The sequence below is a fragment of the Pseudomonas sp. SR18 genome, from assembly GCF_023701505.1.
Taxonomy (GTDB): Bacteria; Pseudomonadota; Gammaproteobacteria; order Pseudomonadales; family Pseudomonadaceae; genus Aquipseudomonas; species Aquipseudomonas cyclaminis.
Genome location: NZ_JAMQAU010000004.1, coordinates 26,517 through 47,216, shown reverse-complemented (window position 1 = coordinate 47,216; position 20,700 = coordinate 26,517). Strand labels below are relative to the sequence as shown.

The 20,700-nt window shown below is 59.1% G+C and carries 15 protein-coding genes; 7 read left to right on the top strand and 8 right to left on the bottom strand.

Annotated elements, in window-relative coordinates; all coding sequences use genetic code 11:
• The first annotated feature begins 33 nt into the window (after nt 1-33).
• The 7 genes from nusA (at nt 34) to NDJ82_RS07815 (ending at nt 9,138) form a co-directional block, all read left to right on the top strand.
• Nucleotides 34-1,515: a transcription termination factor NusA gene (gene nusA, locus NDJ82_RS07845; protein ID WP_003212187.1), complete on the top strand. Its 1,482-nt coding sequence runs from the start codon at nt 34-36 to the stop codon at nt 1,513-1,515.
• Nucleotides 1,516-1,542: 27 nt separating this feature from the next.
• On the top strand, nt 1,543-4,059 hold the full coding sequence (infB, locus tag NDJ82_RS07840) for a translation initiation factor IF-2 (RefSeq protein ID WP_099584793.1): 2,517 nt from the start codon (nt 1,543-1,545) through the stop codon (nt 4,057-4,059).
• A 159-nt stretch (nt 4,060-4,218) separates the two neighbouring features.
• The gene (gene rbfA, locus NDJ82_RS07835; protein ID WP_003176137.1) at nt 4,219-4,614 is read left to right on the top strand and encodes a 30S ribosome-binding factor RbfA; all 396 of its coding nucleotides are present in this window, start codon (nt 4,219-4,221) and stop codon (nt 4,612-4,614) included.
• 3 nt (nt 4,615-4,617) lie between these two features.
• Complete coding sequence (truB, locus tag NDJ82_RS07830) at nt 4,618-5,535, top strand: tRNA pseudouridine(55) synthase TruB (protein WP_191947606.1); 918 nt, start codon at nt 4,618-4,620, stop codon at nt 5,533-5,535.
• 115 nt (nt 5,536-5,650) lie between these two features.
• Complete coding sequence (gene rpsO, locus NDJ82_RS07825) at nt 5,651-5,920, top strand: 30S ribosomal protein S15 (RefSeq protein ID WP_003176135.1); 270 nt, start codon at nt 5,651-5,653, stop codon at nt 5,918-5,920.
• 196 nt (nt 5,921-6,116) lie between these two features.
• Nucleotides 6,117-8,222: a polyribonucleotide nucleotidyltransferase gene (pnp, locus tag NDJ82_RS07820; protein ID WP_250925259.1), complete on the top strand. Its 2,106-nt coding sequence runs from the start codon at nt 6,117-6,119 to the stop codon at nt 8,220-8,222.
• 295 nt (nt 8,223-8,517) lie between these two features.
• Entirely contained in the window at nt 8,518-9,138 is a 621-nt protein-coding gene (locus tag NDJ82_RS07815) for a BON domain-containing protein (RefSeq protein ID WP_250925258.1), read from the top strand.
• 147 nt (nt 9,139-9,285) lie between these two features.
• On the opposite strand, the gene NDJ82_RS07810 is transcribed toward NDJ82_RS07815, so the two are convergent.
• The 8 genes from NDJ82_RS07810 to folK all read right to left on the bottom strand — a co-directional run bounded on the left by NDJ82_RS07810 (nt 9,286) and on the right by folK (nt 20,698).
• Nucleotides 9,286-12,219 (bottom strand): DUF748 domain-containing protein, encoded by a 2,934-nt coding sequence (locus tag NDJ82_RS07810; RefSeq protein ID WP_250925257.1) that lies wholly within the window; start codon nt 12,217-12,219, stop codon nt 9,286-9,288.
• Nucleotides 12,220-12,306: 87 nt separating this feature from the next.
• The gene (locus NDJ82_RS07805) at nt 12,307-13,323 is read right to left on the bottom strand and encodes a class I SAM-dependent rRNA methyltransferase (protein ID WP_191959295.1); all 1,017 of its coding nucleotides are present in this window, start codon (nt 13,321-13,323) and stop codon (nt 12,307-12,309) included.
• A 55-nt stretch (nt 13,324-13,378) separates the two neighbouring features.
• Nucleotides 13,379-14,248, bottom strand: a complete 870-nt coding sequence (locus tag NDJ82_RS07800; protein ID WP_250925256.1) for an oxygenase MpaB family protein — start codon at nt 14,246-14,248, stop codon at nt 13,379-13,381.
• Between the two features lie 16 nt (nt 14,249-14,264).
• Nucleotides 14,265-16,202, bottom strand: a complete 1,938-nt coding sequence (gene acs / locus NDJ82_RS07795; protein WP_250925255.1) for an acetate--CoA ligase — start codon at nt 16,200-16,202, stop codon at nt 14,265-14,267.
• A 105-nt stretch (nt 16,203-16,307) separates the two neighbouring features.
• Entirely contained in the window at nt 16,308-17,972 is a 1,665-nt protein-coding gene (gene pgi / locus NDJ82_RS07790) for a glucose-6-phosphate isomerase (RefSeq protein ID WP_099584801.1), read from the bottom strand.
• A 224-nt stretch (nt 17,973-18,196) separates the two neighbouring features.
• On the bottom strand, nt 18,197-19,048 hold the full coding sequence (gene panC, locus NDJ82_RS07785) for a pantoate--beta-alanine ligase (protein ID WP_250925254.1): 852 nt from the start codon (nt 19,046-19,048) through the stop codon (nt 18,197-18,199).
• The gene (gene panB / locus NDJ82_RS07780; RefSeq protein ID WP_099584803.1) at nt 19,045-19,845 is read right to left on the bottom strand and encodes a 3-methyl-2-oxobutanoate hydroxymethyltransferase; all 801 of its coding nucleotides are present in this window, start codon (nt 19,843-19,845) and stop codon (nt 19,045-19,047) included. The genes panC and panB overlap by 4 nt, the downstream gene beginning before the upstream one ends.
• 367 nt (nt 19,846-20,212) lie before the next feature.
• Nucleotides 20,213-20,698, bottom strand: a complete 486-nt coding sequence (folK, locus tag NDJ82_RS07775; protein WP_099584805.1) for a 2-amino-4-hydroxy-6-hydroxymethyldihydropteridine diphosphokinase — start codon at nt 20,696-20,698, stop codon at nt 20,213-20,215.
• Between the last annotated feature and the right edge of the window lie 2 nt (nt 20,699-20,700).

Genomic DNA, 20,700 nt, shown 5'->3' with positions numbered 1-20,700 from the left:
GGATCCAATGGCTTGCGAAAGGCGAGGCGTACGATGAGCAAAGAAGTACTGCTGGTTGTTGAGTCGGTATCCAATGAAAAGGGCGTACCGGCAAACGTGATTTTTGAAGCGCTGGAGCTGGCCCTGGCCACTGCTACCAAAAAGCGTTTTGAAGACGAAGTTGATCTGCGTGTGGAAATTAACCGCCACACCGGTGCCTATGAGACTTTCCGTCGCTGGACGGTCGTCGAAGAAGCCGATCTTGATGATCCGGCCATCGAAACCTGGCCAAGCAAGGTTGCTGAAACGCACCCGGGCGCCCAGGTCGGTGATGTCGTCGAAGAAAAGATCGAATCCATCGAGTTCGGCCGTATTGCTGCACAGACCGCCAAACAGGTGATCGTGCAAAAGGTTCGCGAAGCCGAGCGCGCTCAAGTTGTCGACGCTTATCGCGAGCGCCTGGGTGAAATCATCTCCGGCACCGTGAAAAAAGTGACCCGCGACAATGTGATCGTCGACTTGGGCAACAACGCCGAAGCGTTGCTGGCCCGCGAAGACATCATCTCTCGCGAAACCTTCCGTGTTGGCGTGCGCCTGCGTGCACTGCTCAAGGAAATCCGCACCGAGAACCGCGGCCCTCAGTTGATCCTGTCGCGTACCGCGCCGGAAATGCTGATCGAGCTGTTCCGTATCGAAGTGCCGGAAATCGCCGAAGGCCTGATTGAAGTCATGGCTGCGTCCCGCGACCCGGGCTCGCGCGCCAAGATCGCGGTCCGCTCCAAGGACAAACGCATCGACCCGCAGGGTGCTTGCATTGGTATGCGCGGTTCGCGCGTCCAGGCAGTGTCGGGCGAATTGGGCGGTGAGCGTGTGGACATCGTCCTGTGGGACGATAACCCGGCGCAGTTTGTGATCAACGCAATGTCGCCTGCTGAAGTGGCGGCAATTATCGTTGACGAAGATGCCCATGCAATGGACATCGCCGTTGGCGCAGACAATCTGGCTCAGGCCATTGGTCGTGGTGGTCAGAACGTGCGTCTGGCCAGCCAACTGACCGGTTGGACCCTGAACGTGATGACCGAATCGGACATCCAGGCTAAGCAGCAAGCTGAAACCGGTGACATCCTGCGCAACTTCATCGACGAGTTGGAAGTCGACGAAGACCTGGCACAGGTGCTGGTAGATGAAGGCTTTACCAGCCTGGAAGAGATTGCCTACGTACCGTTGGAAGAAATGCTCAACATCGACGGCTTTGACGAAGACACCGTCAACGAGCTTCGCGCTCGGGCCAAGGATCGTTTGTTGACTAAAGCCATCGCTACTGAGGAAAAGCTGGCAGACGCCCATCCGGCCGAAGACCTGCTCTCGCTTGAGGGTATGGACAAGGATTTGGCGATGGAACTGGCGGTGCGCGGCGTAATTACCCGCGAAGACCTGGCCGAGCAGTCTATTGACGACCTGCTCGACATCGACGGCATTGACGATGATCGTGCCGGCAAGTTGATCATGGCCGCCCGAGCCCATTGGTTCGAGTAATTAGGCGCGGCCTGAGGAGAGAAGTGCATGACGCAAGTCACGGTGAAACAACTGGCCGATGAGGTCAAAACACCGGTAGAGCGCCTGTTGCAGCAGATGCGTGAGGCAGGTCTGCCGCACACCGCCGCCGATGAAGGTGTGAGCGATAGTGAGAAGCAGTCTTTGCTGACTCACTTGAAGAGCAGCCACAAGGCGAAAGTGGAAGAACCGCGCAAGATTACATTGCAGCGCAAAACTACCAGCACCCTGCGTGTTGCTGGTAGCAAGAGCATCAGCGTTGAAGTACGCAAGAAAAAAGTCTTCGTACAGCGCAGCCCGGAAGAAATCGAAGCCGAGCGCAAACGCGAACTGGATGAACGTCGCGCAGTAGAAAATGCTGCTCGTCAGAAGGCTGAAGAAGAATCCAAGCGTCGCGCCGAAGAAGAAGCGCGCCGTCAGCCTGCTGCTGCGCAAACTGCTTCGACTGATGCGGTCGCCGCTCCCGCAGAAGCTGTGCGTGAGGCCGCTCCGGTTGCCGCAGCACCAGCACCTGCTGCCGATGCCCGCAAGCGCGAGGAACCTCGTCGTCCGGACAAACCACGTGCCGACGATAACAATCGTCGCGGTGGCGGTGGCGATGGCGAGCGCAAAAACGCTCCGCATCGCGCTTCGGTCAAAGAGAAAGCGCCTGCGCCACGCGTTGCCCCACGTACTACCGACGAAGAAAGCGATGGCTTCCGTCGTGGTGGTCGCGGCAAGGCCAAGCTGAAGAAGCGCAACGCCCACGGTTTCCAGAGCCCAACCGGCCCTGTCGTGCGTGATGTGCAGATCGGCGAGACCATCACTGTTGGCGATCTCGCCAACCAGATGTCGGTCAAGGCTGCTGAAATCATCAAGTTCATGTTCAAACTGGGTACTCCAGCGACCATCAACCAGGTGCTTGATCAGGAAACTGCTCAGCTGGTAGCCGAAGAACTGGGCCACAAAGTGACCCTGGTCAGCGACACCGCCCTGGAAGATTCCCTGGCAGAGTCCCTGAAGTTTGAAGGTGAGACGTTCTCCCGTGCACCAGTTGTGACCGTAATGGGCCACGTTGACCATGGTAAGACGTCGCTGCTCGACTATATCCGTCGTGCCAAGGTAGCTGCTGGCGAAGCCGGCGGTATCACCCAGCACATCGGTGCATACCACGTTGAAACCGAGCGCGGCATGGTCACCTTCCTCGACACCCCTGGTCACGCCGCGTTTACCGCAATGCGTGCCCGTGGTGCCAAGGCGACTGACATCGTGATCCTGGTAGTTGCAGCGGACGACGGCGTGATGCCGCAGACCATTGAAGCTGTCCAGCACGCCAAGGCCGCTGGTGTTCCACTGGTTGTTGCCGTGAACAAAATCGACAAGCCGGGCGCCGATCTTGATCGCATCCGTAGCGAACTGTCGGTTCACGGCGTGACGTCTGAAGAGTGGGGCGGTGATACGCCGTTCGTTTCGGTTTCGGCGAAAGTCGGTACTGGCGTGGACGAACTGCTCGAAGCGGTCCTGCTGCAAGCTGAAGTACTCGAACTGAAAGCAACCCCATCGGCCCCAGGTCGTGGCGTTGTGGTTGAATCGCGTCTCGACAAAGGTCGTGGCCCGGTTGCAACCGTTCTGGTTCAGGACGGTACCCTGCGCCAAGGCGACATGGTCCTGGTCGGTTCGAACTATGGCCGTGTACGTGCCATGCTCGACGAGAACGGCAAGCCAATCAAGGAAGCCGGTCCTTCCATCCCTGTCGAGATCCTCGGCCTGGACGGTACCCCGGACGCTGGCGACGAGATGAGCGTGCTGTCGGACGAGAAGAAAGCCCGTGAAGTGGCTCTGTTCCGTCAAGGCAAGTTCCGCGAAGTCAAACTGGCTCGCGCTCACGCCGGCAAGCTGGAAAACATCTTCGAGAACATGGGCCAGGCAGAGAAGAAGACGCTGAATATCGTCCTCAAATCTGACGTTCGTGGTTCCCTCGAAGCGTTGAACGGCGCCTTGAATGGCCTGGGTAACGACGAAGTGCAAGTGCGTGTTGTGGGTGGCGGTGTCGGTGGTATCACCGAATCCGACGCTAACCTGGCACTGGCTTCCAACGCTGTATTGTTCGGCTTCAACGTGCGTGCCGATGCTGGCGCACGGAAGATCGTCGAGCAGGAAGGCCTGGACATGCGTTACTACAACGTCATCTATGACATCATCGAAGACGTCAAGAAAGCCCTCACCGGCATGCTTGGCAGTGACGTTCGGGAAAATATCCTGGGTATCGCCGAGGTGCGTGACGTGTTCCGCTCGCCGAAATTCGGTGCGATCGCCGGTTGCATGGTTATCGAAGGTACTGTGTACCGTAACCGTCCGATCCGTGTACTGCGTGAAGACATCGTTATCTTCGAAGGCGAGCTGGAATCCCTGCGCCGCTTCAAGGATGACGCTTCCGAAGTACGTGCCGGCATGGAATGCGGTATCGGCGTCAAGAGCTACAACGACGTCAAGCCTGGCGACAAGATCGAAGTCTACGAGAAGGTTCAGGTTGCTCGCAGCCTCTAACTCGCGCACTTCCGGAGCCACGTCGCGTGTGGGCATGCAAATGCCCCGCGCAGCGTACGGACTCTAAACGCAACGCCCGGTCTGGCTTTTGTCAGGCCGGGCGTTTGCCGCTTTCAGACCCCACGGGTTTCACCGTGTGGCAGTAACAGGTAACAAGACATGGCAAAAGAATACAGCCGTACCCAACGTATCGGCGATCAGATGCAGCGCGAGCTGGCCCAACTGATCCGTCGCGAAGTCAAAGACCCGCGCGTTGGCCTGGTCACTATCACCGCCGTTGAAGTGAGCCGTGACGTGGGTCACGCCAAGATCTTCATCACTGTGATGGGGCAGGACAACAGCGAAGAAATCGCACAAAGCATCAAGGTGCTCAACTCTGCCGCCGGTTTCCTGCGCATGCAGTTGGCCCGCGAAATGAAGTTGCGCAGTGTTCCGCAGTTGCACTTCCACTACGACGAAAGCGTCGTGCGTGGTGCGCACCTGTCGGCGTTGATCGAGCGCGCCGTGGCTGAAGACAGCCAGCATCCGTCCACACCTGAAGACGCCAAGGAGTAAGCGGTGGCTCAGGTCAAACGTATCCGTCGCAACGTCAGCGGCATCATTCTGCTCGACAAGCCCATTGGCTTTACCTCCAATGCCGCGTTGCAGAAGGTCCGCTGGCTGCTCAATGCCGAGAAAGCCGGGCATACCGGTAGCCTCGATCCCCTGGCTACCGGCGTACTGCCGTTGTGCTTTGGCGAAGCGACCAAGTTCTCGCAATACCTGCTGGATTCCGACAAGGGTTACGAAACCCTGATGCAACTGGGCAAGACCACCACCACGGCGGATGCCGAAGGTGATGTTTTGCAGATTCGCGAGGTGACCGTTGGTCGTGCTGATATCGAAGCCGCTTTACCCGCTTTTCGTGGGCAAATCAGTCAGATACCGCCGATGTACTCGGCTCTCAAGCGTGACGGGCAGCCACTTTACAAGCTGGCACGTGCGGGCGAAGTAGTGGAGCGTGAACCGCGTTCTGTTACTATTGCGCGCTTGGAATTGCTCGCCTGTGAAGGTGAAACCGCACGCCTGGCCGTGGACTGCAGCAAAGGCACCTATATCCGTACCCTGGTGGAAGATATTGGTGAACAGCTCGGTTGCGGCGCGTACGTTGCAGAACTGCGACGCACCCAGGCCGGACCTTTCAGCCTCGCTCAGACGGTCACGCTGGAAGAGTTGGAAGCGGTACACGCCGAAGGCGGCAATGAAGCGGTTGATCGCTTCCTGATGCCATCGGACAGCGGTTTGCTGGATTGGCCGTTGCTGCACTTCTCGGAGCACAGCGCGTTCTACTGGCTCAACGGCCAGCCGGTACGTGCCCCGGATGCTCCGAAGTTCGGCATGGTGCGGGTACAGGATCATAACGGTCGCTTTATCGGTATCGGTGAAGTGAGCGAAGACGGGCGCATCGCGCCGCGTAGACTGATTCGGTCAGAATGACCGGACGAGTGTGGCTGTTAACAGGCACGGTCAACACTCATTTTTAGATACAGGGATTTGTCCCTGGCCTGTTGAAACTGCCCTTTGGGTGGTTTCCTGAAAAAAGGATTGCCTCATGGCTCTCGACGTTCAAGAAAAAGCACAAATCGTTGCTGACTATCAGCAAGCTGTTGGTGACACTGGTTCGCCAGAAGTGCAAGTTGCACTGCTGACCCACAACATCAACAAGCTGCAAGGTCACTTCAAGGCCAACGGTAAAGATCACCACTCCCGTCGTGGTCTGATCCGCATGGTAAACCAGCGTCGTAAGCTGCTGGATTACCTGAAAGGCAAGGATCTGGGTCGTTATCAGGCTCTGATCGGTCGCCTGGGTCTGCGTCGCTAATAAGCGATTGCGCTAGAGGTTGGTTGTCTGCCGTGTGTCATCGGGATTCCCGTTGGCTCATGGTAGGCTCCCAGCCTCAAGTTTTATCTGGATACACGTTTTACCCCCTGGACAAGGGTTGGGCCGATTCCCGACATTGCCCAAGAATTTCGCAAGAAAACAAGTTCCCCAAGAGCCACAAAGAAGGTAGGACACCGTGAACCCGGTTATCAAAAAATTCCAGTTCGGTCAGTCGACCGTTACCCTTGAGACAGGCCGTATCGCCCGTCAAGCCTCCGGCGCAGTGCTGGTTACCGTTGATGACGACGTTACCGTATTGGTGACCGTTGTTGGCGCCAAGACCGCTGATCCGAGCAAAGGCTTCTTCCCTCTTTCTGTTCATTACCAGGAAAAGACTTACGCTGCCGGTAAGATCCCTGGCGGTTTCTTCAAGCGTGAAGGTCGTCCTTCCGAGAAAGAAACCCTGACTTCCCGACTGATCGACCGTCCGATCCGTCCGCTGTTCCCTGAAGGCTTCATGAACGAAGTGCAGGTTGTCTGCACCGTCGTTTCCACCAGCAAGAAAACCGATCCGGACGTTGCTGCAATGATCGGTACGTCGGCTGCCCTGGCGATCTCCGGTATTCCTTTCGATGGCCCGATCGGCGCTGCCCGCGTTGCTTTCCACGAAAGCACCGGCTACCTGCTGAACCCGACTTACGAGCAACAGAAAGCATCGAGCCTGGACATGGTCGTTGCCGGTACCTCGGAAGCCGTATTGATGGTTGAATCGGAAGCCAAAGAGCTGACCGAAGACCAGATGCTGGGCGCCGTACTGTTTGCTCACGACGAATTCCAGGTTGTGATCAACGCAGTTAAAGAACTGGCTGCCGAAGCTGCGAAGCCTACTTGGGCCTGGGCTCCACAAGCCGAAGCTACCGAACTGCTGGGCGCTATCCGCTCCGAGTTCGGCGCAGCCATCTCCGACGCCTACACCATCACCGTCAAGGCCGACCGTTACGCTCGCCTGGGCGAGCTGAAGGATCAGATTGTAGCCAAGCTGTCCGGTGAAGAAGGCCAGCCTTCTTCCAGCGAAGTCAAAGCTGCATTCGGTGAAATCGAATACCGCACCGTTCGCGAAAACATCGTTAACGGCAAGCCACGTATCGACGGTCGTGACACCCGCACCGTACGTCCGCTGAACATCGAAGTCGGCGTTCTGCCGAAGACCCACGGTTCGGCACTGTTCACCCGTGGTGAAACTCAGGCTCTGGTAGTTGCGACCCTGGGTACCGCCCGTGACGCACAGCTGCTGGACACCCTGGAAGGCGAGAAAAAAGACCCGTTCATGCTGCACTACAACTTCCCTCCGTTCTCGGTGGGCGAGTGTGGTCGTATGGGTGGTGCTGGTCGTCGCGAAATCGGTCACGGCCGTCTGGCCCGTCGTTCGATTTCCGCAATGTTGCCTGCTGCTGACGTGTTCCCGTACACCATCCGTGTTGTGTCGGAAATCACTGAATCCAACGGTTCCAGCTCCATGGCTTCCGTTTGCGGTGCTTCCCTGGCCCTGATGGACGCCGGTGTACCGATGAAGGCACCGGTTGCCGGTATCGCCATGGGTCTGGTTAAAGAAGGCGAGAAGTTCGCCATCCTGACCGACATCCTGGGCGACGAAGACCACCTGGGCGACATGGACTTCAAAGTAGCCGGTACCGCTAAAGGTGTTACCGCGCTGCAGATGGACATCAAGATCAAAGGCATCACCGAAGAAATCATGGAGATCGCTCTGGGCCAAGCCCTGGAAGCGCGTCTGAACATTCTCGGCCAGATGAACCAGATCATTGGCCAGTCGCGCACCGAGCTGTCGGAAAATGCTCCGACCATGATCGCGATGAAAATCGACACCGACAAAATCCGTGATGTTATCGGTAAAGGTGGCGCGACCATCCGTGCGATCTGCGAAGAAACCAAGGCTTCGATCGACATCGAAGACGACGGCTCGATCAAGATCTTCGGCGAAACCAAGGAAGCGGCTGAAGCTGCACGTCAACGCGTCCTGGGCATCACCGCTGAAGCCGAGATCGGCAAGATCTACGTGGGTAAGGTTGAGCGCATCGTCGACTTCGGCGCATTCGTCAACATCCTGCCGGGCAAAGACGGTCTGGTTCACATCTCCATGCTGAGCGACGCTCGTGTTGAGAAAGTGACCGACATTCTGAAAGAAGGCCAGGAAGTGGAAGTGCTGGTACTGGACGTGGACAACCGCGGCCGTATCAAGCTGTCCATCAAGGACGTAGCAGCAGCCAAGGCTTCGGGAGTTTAATTACCCGCAGGTTTAAGCTGAAAAAAAGGACCCTTCGGGGTCCTTTTTTCATGGGCGCGGGAAAGTGAAGCGAAATCAGCCGTTTAGCCCAATGCAAAAGCCGCAACTTGCATGCAGGCACGACGGCCTTCATGCAAGTTGCACGATTCCGGAAATATTCAATATTCATAAGTTATTGTTTTATAAGGGTTTAATTGAGGGCTTCGACTTGGCACACTGCCTGCAATATCCCTGTTAACGCTGCAGCATCAAGGTTCACGTACTGCAGACTTTTAATAAAACAGGAGTTACTCGTATGAAGAAGTTCGCTCTCGCTACTGCTACCGCTCTGACTCTGGCCATGGGTGCTAACGTAGCCTTTGCTCAGACTTCCCAAGCCCCTATGACGTTGGCGGCTGGCGAAGCTACCAAGGCCAAGGAAAGCGTTTCGGATACTTGGATCACCACCAAAGTCAAATCCGACCTGCTGACCGAAAAGGGCATTCCTGGTTCGGACATCAAGGTTGAAACCAACAAAGGCGTGGTTTCCCTGTCCTCGACAGTCGCTATCTCTGACGCACAGAAAACTACTGCTGTCGCGATCACCAAAAAGATCAAAGGCGTCACTGCTGTTTCCGCTGATGGCCTGATGGCTGGCGGTGCTACCAAAGCAGATGGCATCGACAAAACCAAAGGCGCAGCCCATGACGCCAAGGAAACCACCAGCGACACTTGGATCACCACCAAGGTAAAAGCTGACCTGGTTACCGAAAAGGGTATTCCTGGCACCGACATCAAGGTCGAAACCAACAAAGGCGTTGTTTCCCTGTCGTCGACCGTAGCCGTTAGCGAAGCGCAGAAAACCACTGCTGTAGCGATTACCAAGAAAATCAAAGGCGTTAAAGCTGTCTCGGCCGATGGCCTGAAAGCAGAGTAACGCTGGACAGTTCGTTTGACTTAAGCGGCGGCCACGAGTGAGCTAGATATCCACTCAATGCACCTCTAAGGTTCATGCGACCGACCACACGGATGTGGTCAACTCAGGCCCCGGCACTTGTGTCGGGGCCTGTTCTATTGGGCCAGGTTATTCGGCATCCAGGTGCATGAGCGTTACCACACGGCCATCTTTCTCCGCCTGGCCCAGGTTGGCATCAATAAAGTACACGCGGTCGTCTTCCAACTGGCCCTTGTCCACCAGGTAATCCTTGATGGTGCTGGCACGATCCTGGCCGAGTTGACGCAGCAGCACGTCGCTATTGCTCCAGAACTTGATCACGCCGTCACGCAGCTTGGCTGACCGGTCATCGCGGCTCAGGTCTTTCCAGTCCGCAGGTGGCTGTTGTTTCACGCGGGTACGGTAGATGCCTTCGAGCAACGGTGCTTTTTCGCTTTCCGGAACGACCAGCAATGACGCCTGAGCCGGGACTTTATCGCCGCGGCGCTGGAGGATTTTGTAGTAGTTGTACTGGTATTCGCGTTCCAGGCGTTCGGCGGCCAGGAAAGGGCCGTCGCTGCTGGCAGCCGCTGTGCCTTCAATTTCCAGGCGCAGGGCTGGGCGTTCCTTGAGTGCCTTGGCCAGTGTGTTCAGCGCGCTCTCGGCGTCTTTGCTCAACTCGGTGGAACCCGGGGCGAAGGACACATTGCCCAAGTCCTCCGAGCCGCCCCCGGTGACCAACCCGCCGATAAACTTGAACGGCGCTGTCGCTGCACGGACCACCAGGTTACGCAGGGTCTGCCACACAATCGGCATCACGCTGAATTGCGGGTTGTTCAGGTCGCCAGTAACCGGCAGCTCGATCGAGATCTTGCCGTCGGTGTCCTTGAGCAAGGCGATTGCCAGACGAATCGGCAAGTCCACGGCATCGGCGCTGTCGACCTTCTCACCCAGTTGCAGTTGCTCGACCACCACCTTGTTCTCGGCCTTCAACTGGCCTTTGGTGATCACGTAGTGCAAGTCGAGGTTCAGGCGGCCCTTGCGGATACGGAAGCCGGCGAACTTGCCTGAATAAGGCGTCAATGTGGTCAGCTCAACGCGTTTGAAACTGGTGGCGATGTCCAGCGCTGACATCGGGTCAAACGGGTTTACGCTGCCTTTGATCGTGACCGGCGCGTAGCGGTCCACCTTGCCCTTGATATCGACGCTGGCCGGTTTGGCCTGACGGCTGTCAATCGTGCCGATCTGTCCGTTGAGCTGTTGAATGGCGGTGGCGAAGTTGGGTGTAAGACTGAAGTCGGCAAAATTGGCCGAGCCGTCGTTGATAGCAATCTGCCCGATACGAATGCCCAGGGGTTTATCGTTGCTCGCAGCAGGCTTGGCCGCCGATTTGGCACCCGTGTCGGCTGGCTGCGGGATCAGCAGGTCGTCGACGTTGGTGGTGCGGTCATCGTTGATCATGAACCGCGCATAGGGTTGCAACAGGTTGACCTTGTCGATCGACAGGCTGTTGCCGTGCTGATAGTTCAGACCCTCGACGACCAGACGCTGCCATTTGAGGAAGTCACGGGTCTTCAGGGTGTCCAAGGTGTGCAACTGGTCAACCTGCGCCCGCCCGGTAATCTGCAGCGCCAGGGGCTCGGTGCTTTTCAGGTTCACGTCGAGGTCACTGCCGAGCATGCCACTACGCAGTTCAAGACGGATAAACGGGCTGATATAGGACTGGGCGACCCGCAGGTCGATGTCCTTGGTGGTGACCTTCAACTTGGCGCTGACCGGGTTGAGGTTGACTTCGCCGGTTGCCTGGATCTTGCCTTGCTTGCCCAGGCCGCTGTCGACCTTGAGGGTGAATGGGCTCTGGTTGAGGCTGTCGAAATTCTGTACATCGACATTCAGCGGGCCCAGCTCCAGCGCTACGGCTGGTTTGACCTGTCGGTCGGCCAAGTGCACTTGATAGTTGCGCAGTTGCACGTCCTTGAGCAGCACCTGCCAAGGTTTGCTTGGCGCAGCGGGTGCAGGCTTTGGCGAATCGGCGGTGGCGGGCGCCGTGGCTGGCTCCGGCGCCTTGGCTGGCTTGCTCGGTTGGCTGGCGAACAGTTTCTGCCAGTCCAGTTGCCCATCGGCTTCACGGGCGGCCCAGGTTTCCAGTTTGTTGCTGCGGATCTTGCCGACCACCACTTGTTGCTTGGCCAGGTCCACCGTGGTCTCGCTGACGTCCAGGCGCTCCAGGCGCACCAGCGGGCGGCCATCCGGCGCCTTGATGGCGAACGGCGCGATGCTGGCGGCTGTGTTTGTCAGGTTCAGCTCGGTTTCTTTGGCCAGGCTGAATTTATAGTCGGTACTGAAGTTGAGCACACCGTCTTCGAGGACCAGGGGCAGCGCGTCACGCACATACGGCCACCAGGCTTTCATCTTGCCGTCAGTGACCTTCAGCGTACCTTCGGACGTGATCGGCACCAGGCTGAAGTTGCCTTTCCAATCGATCTGCCCGCCCTCAGGGCCTGCCGCGACCAAGGTCATGTCGGCATTGTCTTCAGGCAAGGTGCTGAGGTTTTTGAGCTCAAAGTCGAGTTTGTCGTAGAGAAATTCGATCGGCTCGCTGGGGCGTAGATCCTGGAAGTGCACATAACCGCCGGCCAGCTTGATGCTGTCGATACGCAGTGGGAACGGCTTGGCGTCGGGATCGGCGGGGGACGGTTCGCTCGCAGGCAATTTGAGCAACTGCGCCAGGTTCAATTGGCCAGACTTGTCGAACAGCAGCTCGGTCTTGGGCTGATCCAATTGCACATCGGCCAGATGCAGTGCGCGGGTCCACAGGCTGTCGATCTGCAGGTTGGCGTAAAGGCGCTCAAAACCTACCTGTTCCTTGCCGGGTTCACCAATCTTCAGGCCCCATGCGGTGACTTCCAGGCTGAACGGATTGAGCTCGATGCGCTCGATCCGCGCCGGCACCGTGGCGTAATTGGCCAGTTGTTGGTTGGCAATGCGAAGGGCAATGCCCGGCAGAATCAAAAAGCCCAGCAAGCTGTACAGGGCAAGGGCGGTCAACAAGGCGCCAGTGGCGCGAATCAATCCTTTGGACATGGGGCGGCGCCATCTATATCGAACAGGAGTGCCTTGGAGTATGGCACGGGTTTTCGGTTCCGAAGAACCGGGGCTTTGGGACGTGTCCTACAGCTGGAGTATCAGTGTTTTCAGAGGTGGCTGCTGATCCTGTGAAGGAAAGTCCGCCCCCGGTGTCATGATTTGCCAGTCGCGCACTGGCCGCCCGGCTTTTTCCGCACAGCGCAGGACCTGTTCGCGCCAATCCTCCATGCTGACTTTTGCCAGGTTGTTGCAGCAAATCAGCACGCCGTTATCCGCCGTCGCGAGCAGTGCGGGCTTGAGCAGGCTCTGGTAGTCGCGCAACAGGTCGACGGTGCCGAAGGCGCTCTTGGCCCAGGCCGGAGGATCGAGCAGCACCAAGTCATATTGACGCTGTTCAAGACGCGGGTAGCTCGGCAGTTTCTGCCCGCGCCGTTGGGTAATCGGCAGTCCGGCCAGCTGGCGAATCGCCGGGAAGTAGTCGGACTGCACAAACGCCATGCTTGGCAGTTTTGGGTTGAGCAGGCCGTTTTCACGCCCCACCGCCAGGTTGCCTTCAGCGAAGTCCAGGTTGCACACCTCACTCGCGCCACCGGCCGCCGCGCTCAGGCCCACGCCGCAGGTGTAGGCGAACAGGTTCAGCACGCTTTTGCCGGCGCTGTGCTCTTTGACCCAGCCGCGTGTATTGCGCAGGTCGAGGAACAGCAAAGGATCCTGCCCGGCATGGCGGCCACGCACACGGTAATTGAGGCCCCATTCGTGGCCGACCAGGTCTTCCAGTGCTGCGGGTTCGGCGCGATAGACCGTGTCTTCGCGGTCGATCCGCGAGTTGCCACGGGAGCGGTCGTTGTAGACCAGCAGCAACTCCAGGCCCAGGTACTGGTTGATCAGTTGATGCAGGTCCAGCAGGTCTGCTGTTTCCAGCGACTGGTGGAAACTCTGCACCAGCAACTGCGGGCCGTAGCGGTCGATGGTCAGGCCACCGGCACCTTCCTGGCTGCCGTGGAACAGGCGATAGCAATCGGTGCCTTGGGCGTGCAGCTCGTTGATCAGGTCTTGGCGATGATCGAGGGCGGCGCGCAGCGCCTGATTCAAGGGAGACATGGAGCGCGCCTGGCTGTAAATGAGGGCGCGAAGTTTAACAGCTATAGGGCCTTGCCTACATCAACCCCATCCGTCGGTGTGCCCGTTGTACCGAACCATTGCGCATCGCCCAGCGCAGCAGCGGCGCACTGCGCTTGACCCCGGCGCGGATCATCTGGCGTTGCATCGGGTTCTGCTGCTGACCGAGCATGGCGCTGGCCCAGTCCGGCAGCAGGTCGATTCCGGCCTGCATCATAAAGGCGCCAAACGGCTTGGCCAACGTGCTGGGCGAAGGCGCGTTCAGCAGCAGGCGCAGTACTTCGCGGCTGCGTTCGTCACACAGCAATTGCGGGCGGATGCGCTCCAGATAATCGGAAATTTCCTGCCGTGATCGCGGTACATTCCGTGCGCCCAAGCGCTCCGCTATCAGGGCGATTTCGCTGTAGTAACGATCCTGGTCGCGCCCCGAAAGCGTCGGGTTGCGATAGCGCAAATGGGCGGCGAGAAAGTTACTCACCTCCGCTACATGCACCCAGGTCAGCAGGTCCGGGTCGCTTGCCGCATAGGGCCGCCCATCCGGGGCATGGCCGACCACCTGCAAATGAATGGTGCGCACTTTTTCGATCAGCCAGTCGGCATCTTTGCGCGAACCGAAGGTAGTGCCGGAAATGAACTGCGAAGTGCGCCGCAGGCGCCCGAGCATGTCCTGGCGAAAGTTCGAATGGTCCCACGCGCCGGCCAGGGCCAGAGGATGCAGGGCTTGCAGCATCAACGCACTGATACCGCCGATGAGCATGCTGCTGAAATCGCCATGAACCTGCCAACTGACCGAGTCCGGCCCGAACAGGCCTGGATCGCCCTTGGGGTTTTCCAGGTCCAGTTGGCCCAGTGACAAGCCGGTGAGGCTCATCAGTTGGGTTTCGATACGGCTGCGGATAAATTCCATGGCGAGTCAGGGGTTCCTAGCGGTTCAGGCGTTTGTCGATCAGGCCGTCCACGACGCTGGGGTCGGCGAGGGTCGAGGTATCGCCGAGGCTGTCCAGTTCGTTGCAGGCGATCTTGCGCAAAATCCTGCGCATGATCTTGCCGGAGCGGGTTTTCGGCAAGGCCGGTGCCCATTGGATCAGTTCCGGCTTGGCAAAGCTGCCGATTTCCTTGCTGACCAGCTCCAGCAGGTGTTTTTTCAGCGCATCGCTGGGTTCCACGCCGTTCATGGGGGTGACGAAGGCGTAGATGCCCTGGCCTTTGACATCGTGGGGGTAGCCCACCACCGCAGCCTCGGCCACTTGGTCGTGGAGCACCAGCGCACTTTCCACCTCGGCGGTGCCGATACGGTGCCCGGACACGTTGATCACATCGTCGATACGCCCGGTGATCCAATAATCGCCGTCTTCATCGCGACGTGCGCCGTCGCCGGTGAAGTAGTAGCCGGGGTAGGGCTTGAAATAGGTGTCGATCATCCGCTGTGGGTCGCCGTAGACACTGCGGATCTGCCCCGGCCAGCTTGATTTGATCGCGAGCACGCCGCTGCCGGCGCCCGTGATCACCTTGCCCTGCTCATCCAGCAACACCGGTTGCACGCCAAACATCGGCTGGGTGGCGCAGCCCGGCTTGATCCGCTGGGCGCTGACCAACGGGCTGAGCATGATGCCGCCGGTCTCGGTCTGCCACCAGGTATCCACAATCGGGCAGCGTTGTTCGCCCACGGCGTTGAAGTACCAGTCCCAAGCCTCCGGATTGATCGGCTCGCCCACGCTGCCCAGTAAACGCAGGCTGGCGCGGGAGGTGTTTTCCAGTGGGCCGTGGCCCTCGCGCATCAAGGCGCGCAAGGCCGTTGGGGCGGTGTAGAAAATATTCACCTGGTGTTTATCGATGACCTGCCAGAACCGCGAGCTATCCGGGTAGCTCGGCACGCCCTCGAACATCAGCGAGGTGGCGCCATTGGCCAGCGGGCCATACACGATGTAGCTATGGCCGGTGACCCAGCCCACATCGGCGGTGCACCAGAACACCTCGCCGTCTCGGTAATCGAGCACGTATTTGAAGGTCATGGCCGCCTGCAGCAGGTAGCCGCCGGTGGTGTGCAGCACGCCTTTGGGTTTCCCGGTGCTGCCGGAGGTGTAGAGGATGAACAGCGGGTCTTCGGCGTCCATCGGCTCTGGCGGGCAATCGTCGCTGGCCGCGTCCACGGCCTGCTGGTAGTTGAGGTCGCGGTCTTCGCTCCAGTTCACGGCGGCACGGGTGCGTTGCACCACCACGACGGTGCTGACATTCGGACAACTGGCCAGGGCCTTGTCGACATTCTGTTTCAAGGCCACGGGCTTGCCGCCGCGCACGCCTTCATCGGCGGTGATCACGGTCCGACAGTCGGCGTCGAGAATACGGTCGCGCAGCGCATCCGGCGAAAAGCCACCAAACACGACTGAGTGCACGGCGCCAATCCGCGTGCAGGCCAGCATGGCGTAGGCCGCTTCCGGGATCATCGGCATGTAGATGCACACGCGGTCGCCTTTATTCACCCCACGGCTTTTCAGCACGTTGGCCAGGCGGCAGACGTTTTTGTGCAGTTGGCGGTAGGTGATGGTGCAAGAGTTTGTCGGATCATCGCCCTCCCAGATGAAGGCCGGCTGATCGGCGCGTCGTGCCAGGTGACGGTCGATGCAGTTATAGCTGACGTTCAGTTGGCCGCCGGCAAACCATTGGGCCGCGCCCGTGCGGATGTCCGAGTGTTGAACGGTGTGCCAGGGGGTGATCCAGTCGAGAAAGCCCTTGGCCTGTTTGGCCCAGAACGTATCGGGTTGCTCAATGGATTGACGATAGAGGCGCTGGTAGTCCTCTTGACTGAGTTGCGCAGCCCGACGGACGGCATCGGCGGTGGGAAACGTGCTGATATCGAACATGAGCGATCCTTATTCTTGTTTTTGCGACAAGCTATAAAGATGCACCCTGTGTGAGGAGGGTTCAAGGCCAACGTCCAAACGGACGTTGGCCCTTTAATACCTGGATCAGCCGCGGTGACGGCCGCGGAAGTAGTTGATCAGGCCCTGGGTCGAAGCGTCTTCGGCCAAGGTTTCTTCGGCGCCGGTCAGGCGGTTGTAGACGCCCTTGCCCAGCTCTTTACCCAGCTCCACGCCCCATTGGTCAAAGGCGTTGATACCCCAGATCACGCTCTGCACGAACACTTTGTGCTCATACATGGCAACCAGCGCGCCGAGGCGACGCGGGCTGATGCGCTCCACCACCAGGGTATTGCTCGGGCGGTTGCCCGGGATCACCTTGTGAGGGGCCAGCTTCTGCACTTCGTCTTCCGGGATGCCCTTGTCGCGCAGCTCGGATTCGGCTTCGCTGCGGGTTTTGCCGAGCATCAGGGCCTGGCTCTGGGACAGACAGTTGGCGTACAGCCACTGATGGTGGTCGGACACCGGGTTGAAGCTGACGATCGGCACGATGAAGTCGGCCGGGATCAGTTGAGTCCCTTGGTGCAGCAACTGGTGGTAAGCATGCTGACCGTTGCAACCCACGCCACCCCAGATCACCGGGCCAGTATCGGTGGACACCGGTTTGCCATCCTGGCGCACGCTCTTGCCGTTGGATTCCATATCCAGCTGTTGCAAATGTTTGGTGATGTTACGCAGGTAGTGATCGTACGGCAGGATCGCATGGCTCTGCGCACCCCAGAAGTTGCCGTACCACACGCCCAGTAGGCCCAGCAGTACCGGCATGTTCTGCTCGAAGGGCGCGTTCTGGAAATGCTGGTCCATGGTGTAGGCACCGGACAGCAGTTCCTTGAAGTTGGACATGCCGATGGCCAGGGCAATAGGCAAGCCGATGGCCGACCACAGCGAGTACCGGCCGCCGACCCAGTCCCACATCGGGAAGATGTTTTCTTCGCGGATACCGAAGGCCACGGCTGCCGCGTTGTTGCTCGACACGGCAATGAAGTGGCGGTACAGCTCGGCTTCCGAGCCACCCTGGGCCAGGTACCAGGCGCGGGCGGCCTGGGCGTTTTTCAGGGTTTCGAGGGTGTTGAAGGATTTCGACGAGACGATAAACAGCGTGGTCTCGGCGCGCAGCTTCATGGTCAGCTCGTGGAACTCGCTGCCGTCGATGTTCGCCAGGTAATGGCAGCGCACGCCTTTGTGGGCGTAGGACAACAGCGCTTCGGAGACAAGTTCCGGGCCGAGGAACGAGCCACCGATGCCGATGTTCACCACGTCGGTGATGGGCTTCTCGGTGTAGCCACGCCACAGGCCGTCATGGATGCGGCCGACCAGGTCAGTGATCTGGTTCAGCACCTTGTGCACGTCCGGCATGATGTTCACGCCGTTGACCGACAGCTTGTCGCCCACCGGGCGGCGCAGGGCGGTGTGCAGGGCAGGGCGGCCTTCGGACGAGTTGACCGGCTCGCCAGCGTACAGCGAGTCGATCGCGTCCTTGAGGCCGACTTCCTTGGCCAGGCCGACGAGCAGGTCGCGGGTCTCGCTGGTGATCAGGTTTTTCGAGTAATCGAGGAAAAGTCCGCAGCTGCTCAAGGTGAATTGGGAAAATCGCTGGGGATCGGCATTGAACGCTTCGCGCATGCTGAAATCCTGCATGGCTTGGCGATGTTGATTGAGCGCTTGCCAGGCGGGCAGAGCGGTAACGTCATGAGGGGTGCGGTAGTACGCCATCGCTGCGGGTTTCCTTTTATTACGGGGACTGCCTTTAGGACACTTCAAAGCCCGGAACATCCAGTCTTATCTCAAGGAATGGGTTCCAGACAGCGCTAACTATAGCGCCGGGCGATTACATTAAACCTAGCGTGTCGATATGTCTTGGCTTTGTCTGCGCTGTGGCCGGTACTTTTTTATACCGGCACGGCGAGCAGGGCAATCGGCGGGGTGTATTGCGGGGTTTAAATGAGGTTCAGATGCAGGTTGTCGATCAGGCGGGTCGTGCCCAGGAAGGCCGCCACCAGGATGACGATGTCCTTGTCCTCGGGGGTTGCCGGGCGCAGATGCACGCCCTGGCGCACTTCGAGGTAATCCAGGCGCAACCCGGCCGCTTCGATCTGCTTGACCTGTTCGGCGCGCAGCGCGGCAAAGTCGTGGTCACCATTCTTGATGGCGGCGGCAATCTGGCTGAGGCAGCGATACAGCACCGGCGCGATCCCACGTTCCTCTGCATTGAGGAAACCGTTGCGCGAGGACAGCGCCAGGCCGTCTTCGGCGCGCACGGTGGGCTCGCCGATGATCTGGATCGGCATGTTCAGGTCATGGACCATGGCGCGAATCACCGCCAGTTGCTGGTAATCCTTTTGACCAAATACAGCGATGTCCGGCTGGACCATATTGAACAGCTTGCTGACCACGGTCGCCACGCCTTCGAAATGCCCAGGACGGCTGGCGCCGCACAAGCCTTCGGACAGTTGCGGCACGCTGACGCGGGTCTGACCGGTCATGCCGCCGGGGTACATCTCTTCGACGGTCGGTGCGAACAGCAGGTTGCAGCCCGCTTGCAGGAGCTTCTCCTGGTCGGCGGCGAGGGTGCGGGGATACTTGTCCAGGTCTTCACCCGCGCCAAATTGCAGCGGGTTGACGAAGATGCTGGCGACGACAAAGTCCGCTTGCTGCACAGCCTTGGTCACCAGGGTGGCGTGGCCGCTGTGCAGGTTGCCCATGGTGGGCACGAAGCCAATGCGTTTACCGGCTTTGCGGGCGTGGGCGACGGCGGATCGTAGTTCGCGTACGGTTCTTACGGTGTTCATGCAGAGAATCCGTGTTCGGCGCCTGGGAAGGTCACGCCTTTGACTTCGCTGACGTAAGCGCTCAATGCCGCGTGGATGCTGTCCTGGCCGGTCATGAAGTTCTTCACGAACTTGGGCACGCGGCCGGTAATCGACAGGCCAAGCATGTCGTGGAGCACCAGCACCTGCCCATCGGTGGCCGAGCCCGCGCCAATGCCGATCACTGGCACTTTGACGGCCTGGGTGATTTCGGCGGCGAGTTCGCTGGGCACGCATTCAAGCAGGATCATCGCAACGCCCGCTTGCTCCAGGGCAATGGCATCGGCACGCATCTGGCGCGCCTGGGCTTCGTTGCGGCCTTGTACCTTGTAGCCGCCGAGGATGTTCACCGACTGTGGCGTAAGGCCCATATGTGCGCACACCGGCACGCCGCGTTCAGCCAGCAGGCGAATCGACTCGGCGAGCCACACGGCACCTTCCACTTTGACCATGTGCGCACCGGCGCGCATCAGTTTGCCAGCGTTGAGGAAGGTCTGTTCGACCGTGGCGTAGTCCATGAACGGAAGGTCGGCGATGATGAAGGCGCCGTTGTTACCGCGCTTGACGCTGGCCGTGTGGTAGGCCAGTTCATCGGTGGTCACGGGGAGGGTGCTGTCATTCCCTTGAAGAACCATGCCCAGGGAGTCGCCTACCAGCAACACCTCAACCCCTGCCTGGCAGCTGGCGTGGGCGAAGGTAGCGTCGTAGCAGGTCAGCATGGTGATTTTTTCACCTTTGAGCTTGAGGCTCTGCAAGGTGGTCAGGGTAATGTCTGGCATGAAAAGGGTCCTCGTTCAGGCGCTTGGAAACAGCGAGTTACGCGCGTGAGTCTTCGTTTTATACAGGCGCACCGTCTTGAGAGCAGTGCTTATAAGGCCTGGATTGCGCCCTTCAGCGCCGGGTTGGCGGCAGCGGGACGCCTATAGTCGTGAGGAGGACACGGGAAGTCAATTGGATGTGTTACCGCATTGTTACGATGACGGTGTTACCGCTGTTACTGACGCGATTCAGCAAATGGGAAAGCAATTTTGAGGGTGTAGGTGATCAAAATGTGGGAGCTGGCTTGCCTGCGATGCAGGCGCCTCGGTCTTTCAGTGAAACCGAGGTGATGCTATCGCAGGCAAGCCAGCTCCCACATTGATCGAGTCAGTTTTGGGGCAAGCGTTCCAGGCCGACAAACGGGCAGGCGGTCAGCAAGTCGTTGAGCGTTTGACCGTTGGGCAGTTGCAGCGATGCGGGCGCTAGCTCGGCCAGTGGATACAGCACAAATGCGCGCAGGTGCATCTGGTAGTGCGGGACCTTGAGGCGCGGTTCATCGATCAGTTGATCGCCAAACAGCAGGATATCCAGGTCAAGCGTGCGCGGCCCCCAGCGCTCAAGGCGTTCGCGGCCCTGGTCGTTCTCGATGGCTTGCAGCGCATCCAGCAGGTCCAGGGGCGCGAGGTTGCTGTCCAAGGCGGCGACCGCATTGGTGTAGCGCGGCTGGCCTGGGAGCAGGGAATCACTTTGATAGAAGGCAGAGACGCCTGAGACGTGGGTGCCGGGCAACTGCGCCAGCGCTTCGATAGCGCTGCGCAATTGTTGCTCCGGGGCAGCGAGGTTGCTGCCCATGCCGATGTAGATACGTTCCACGT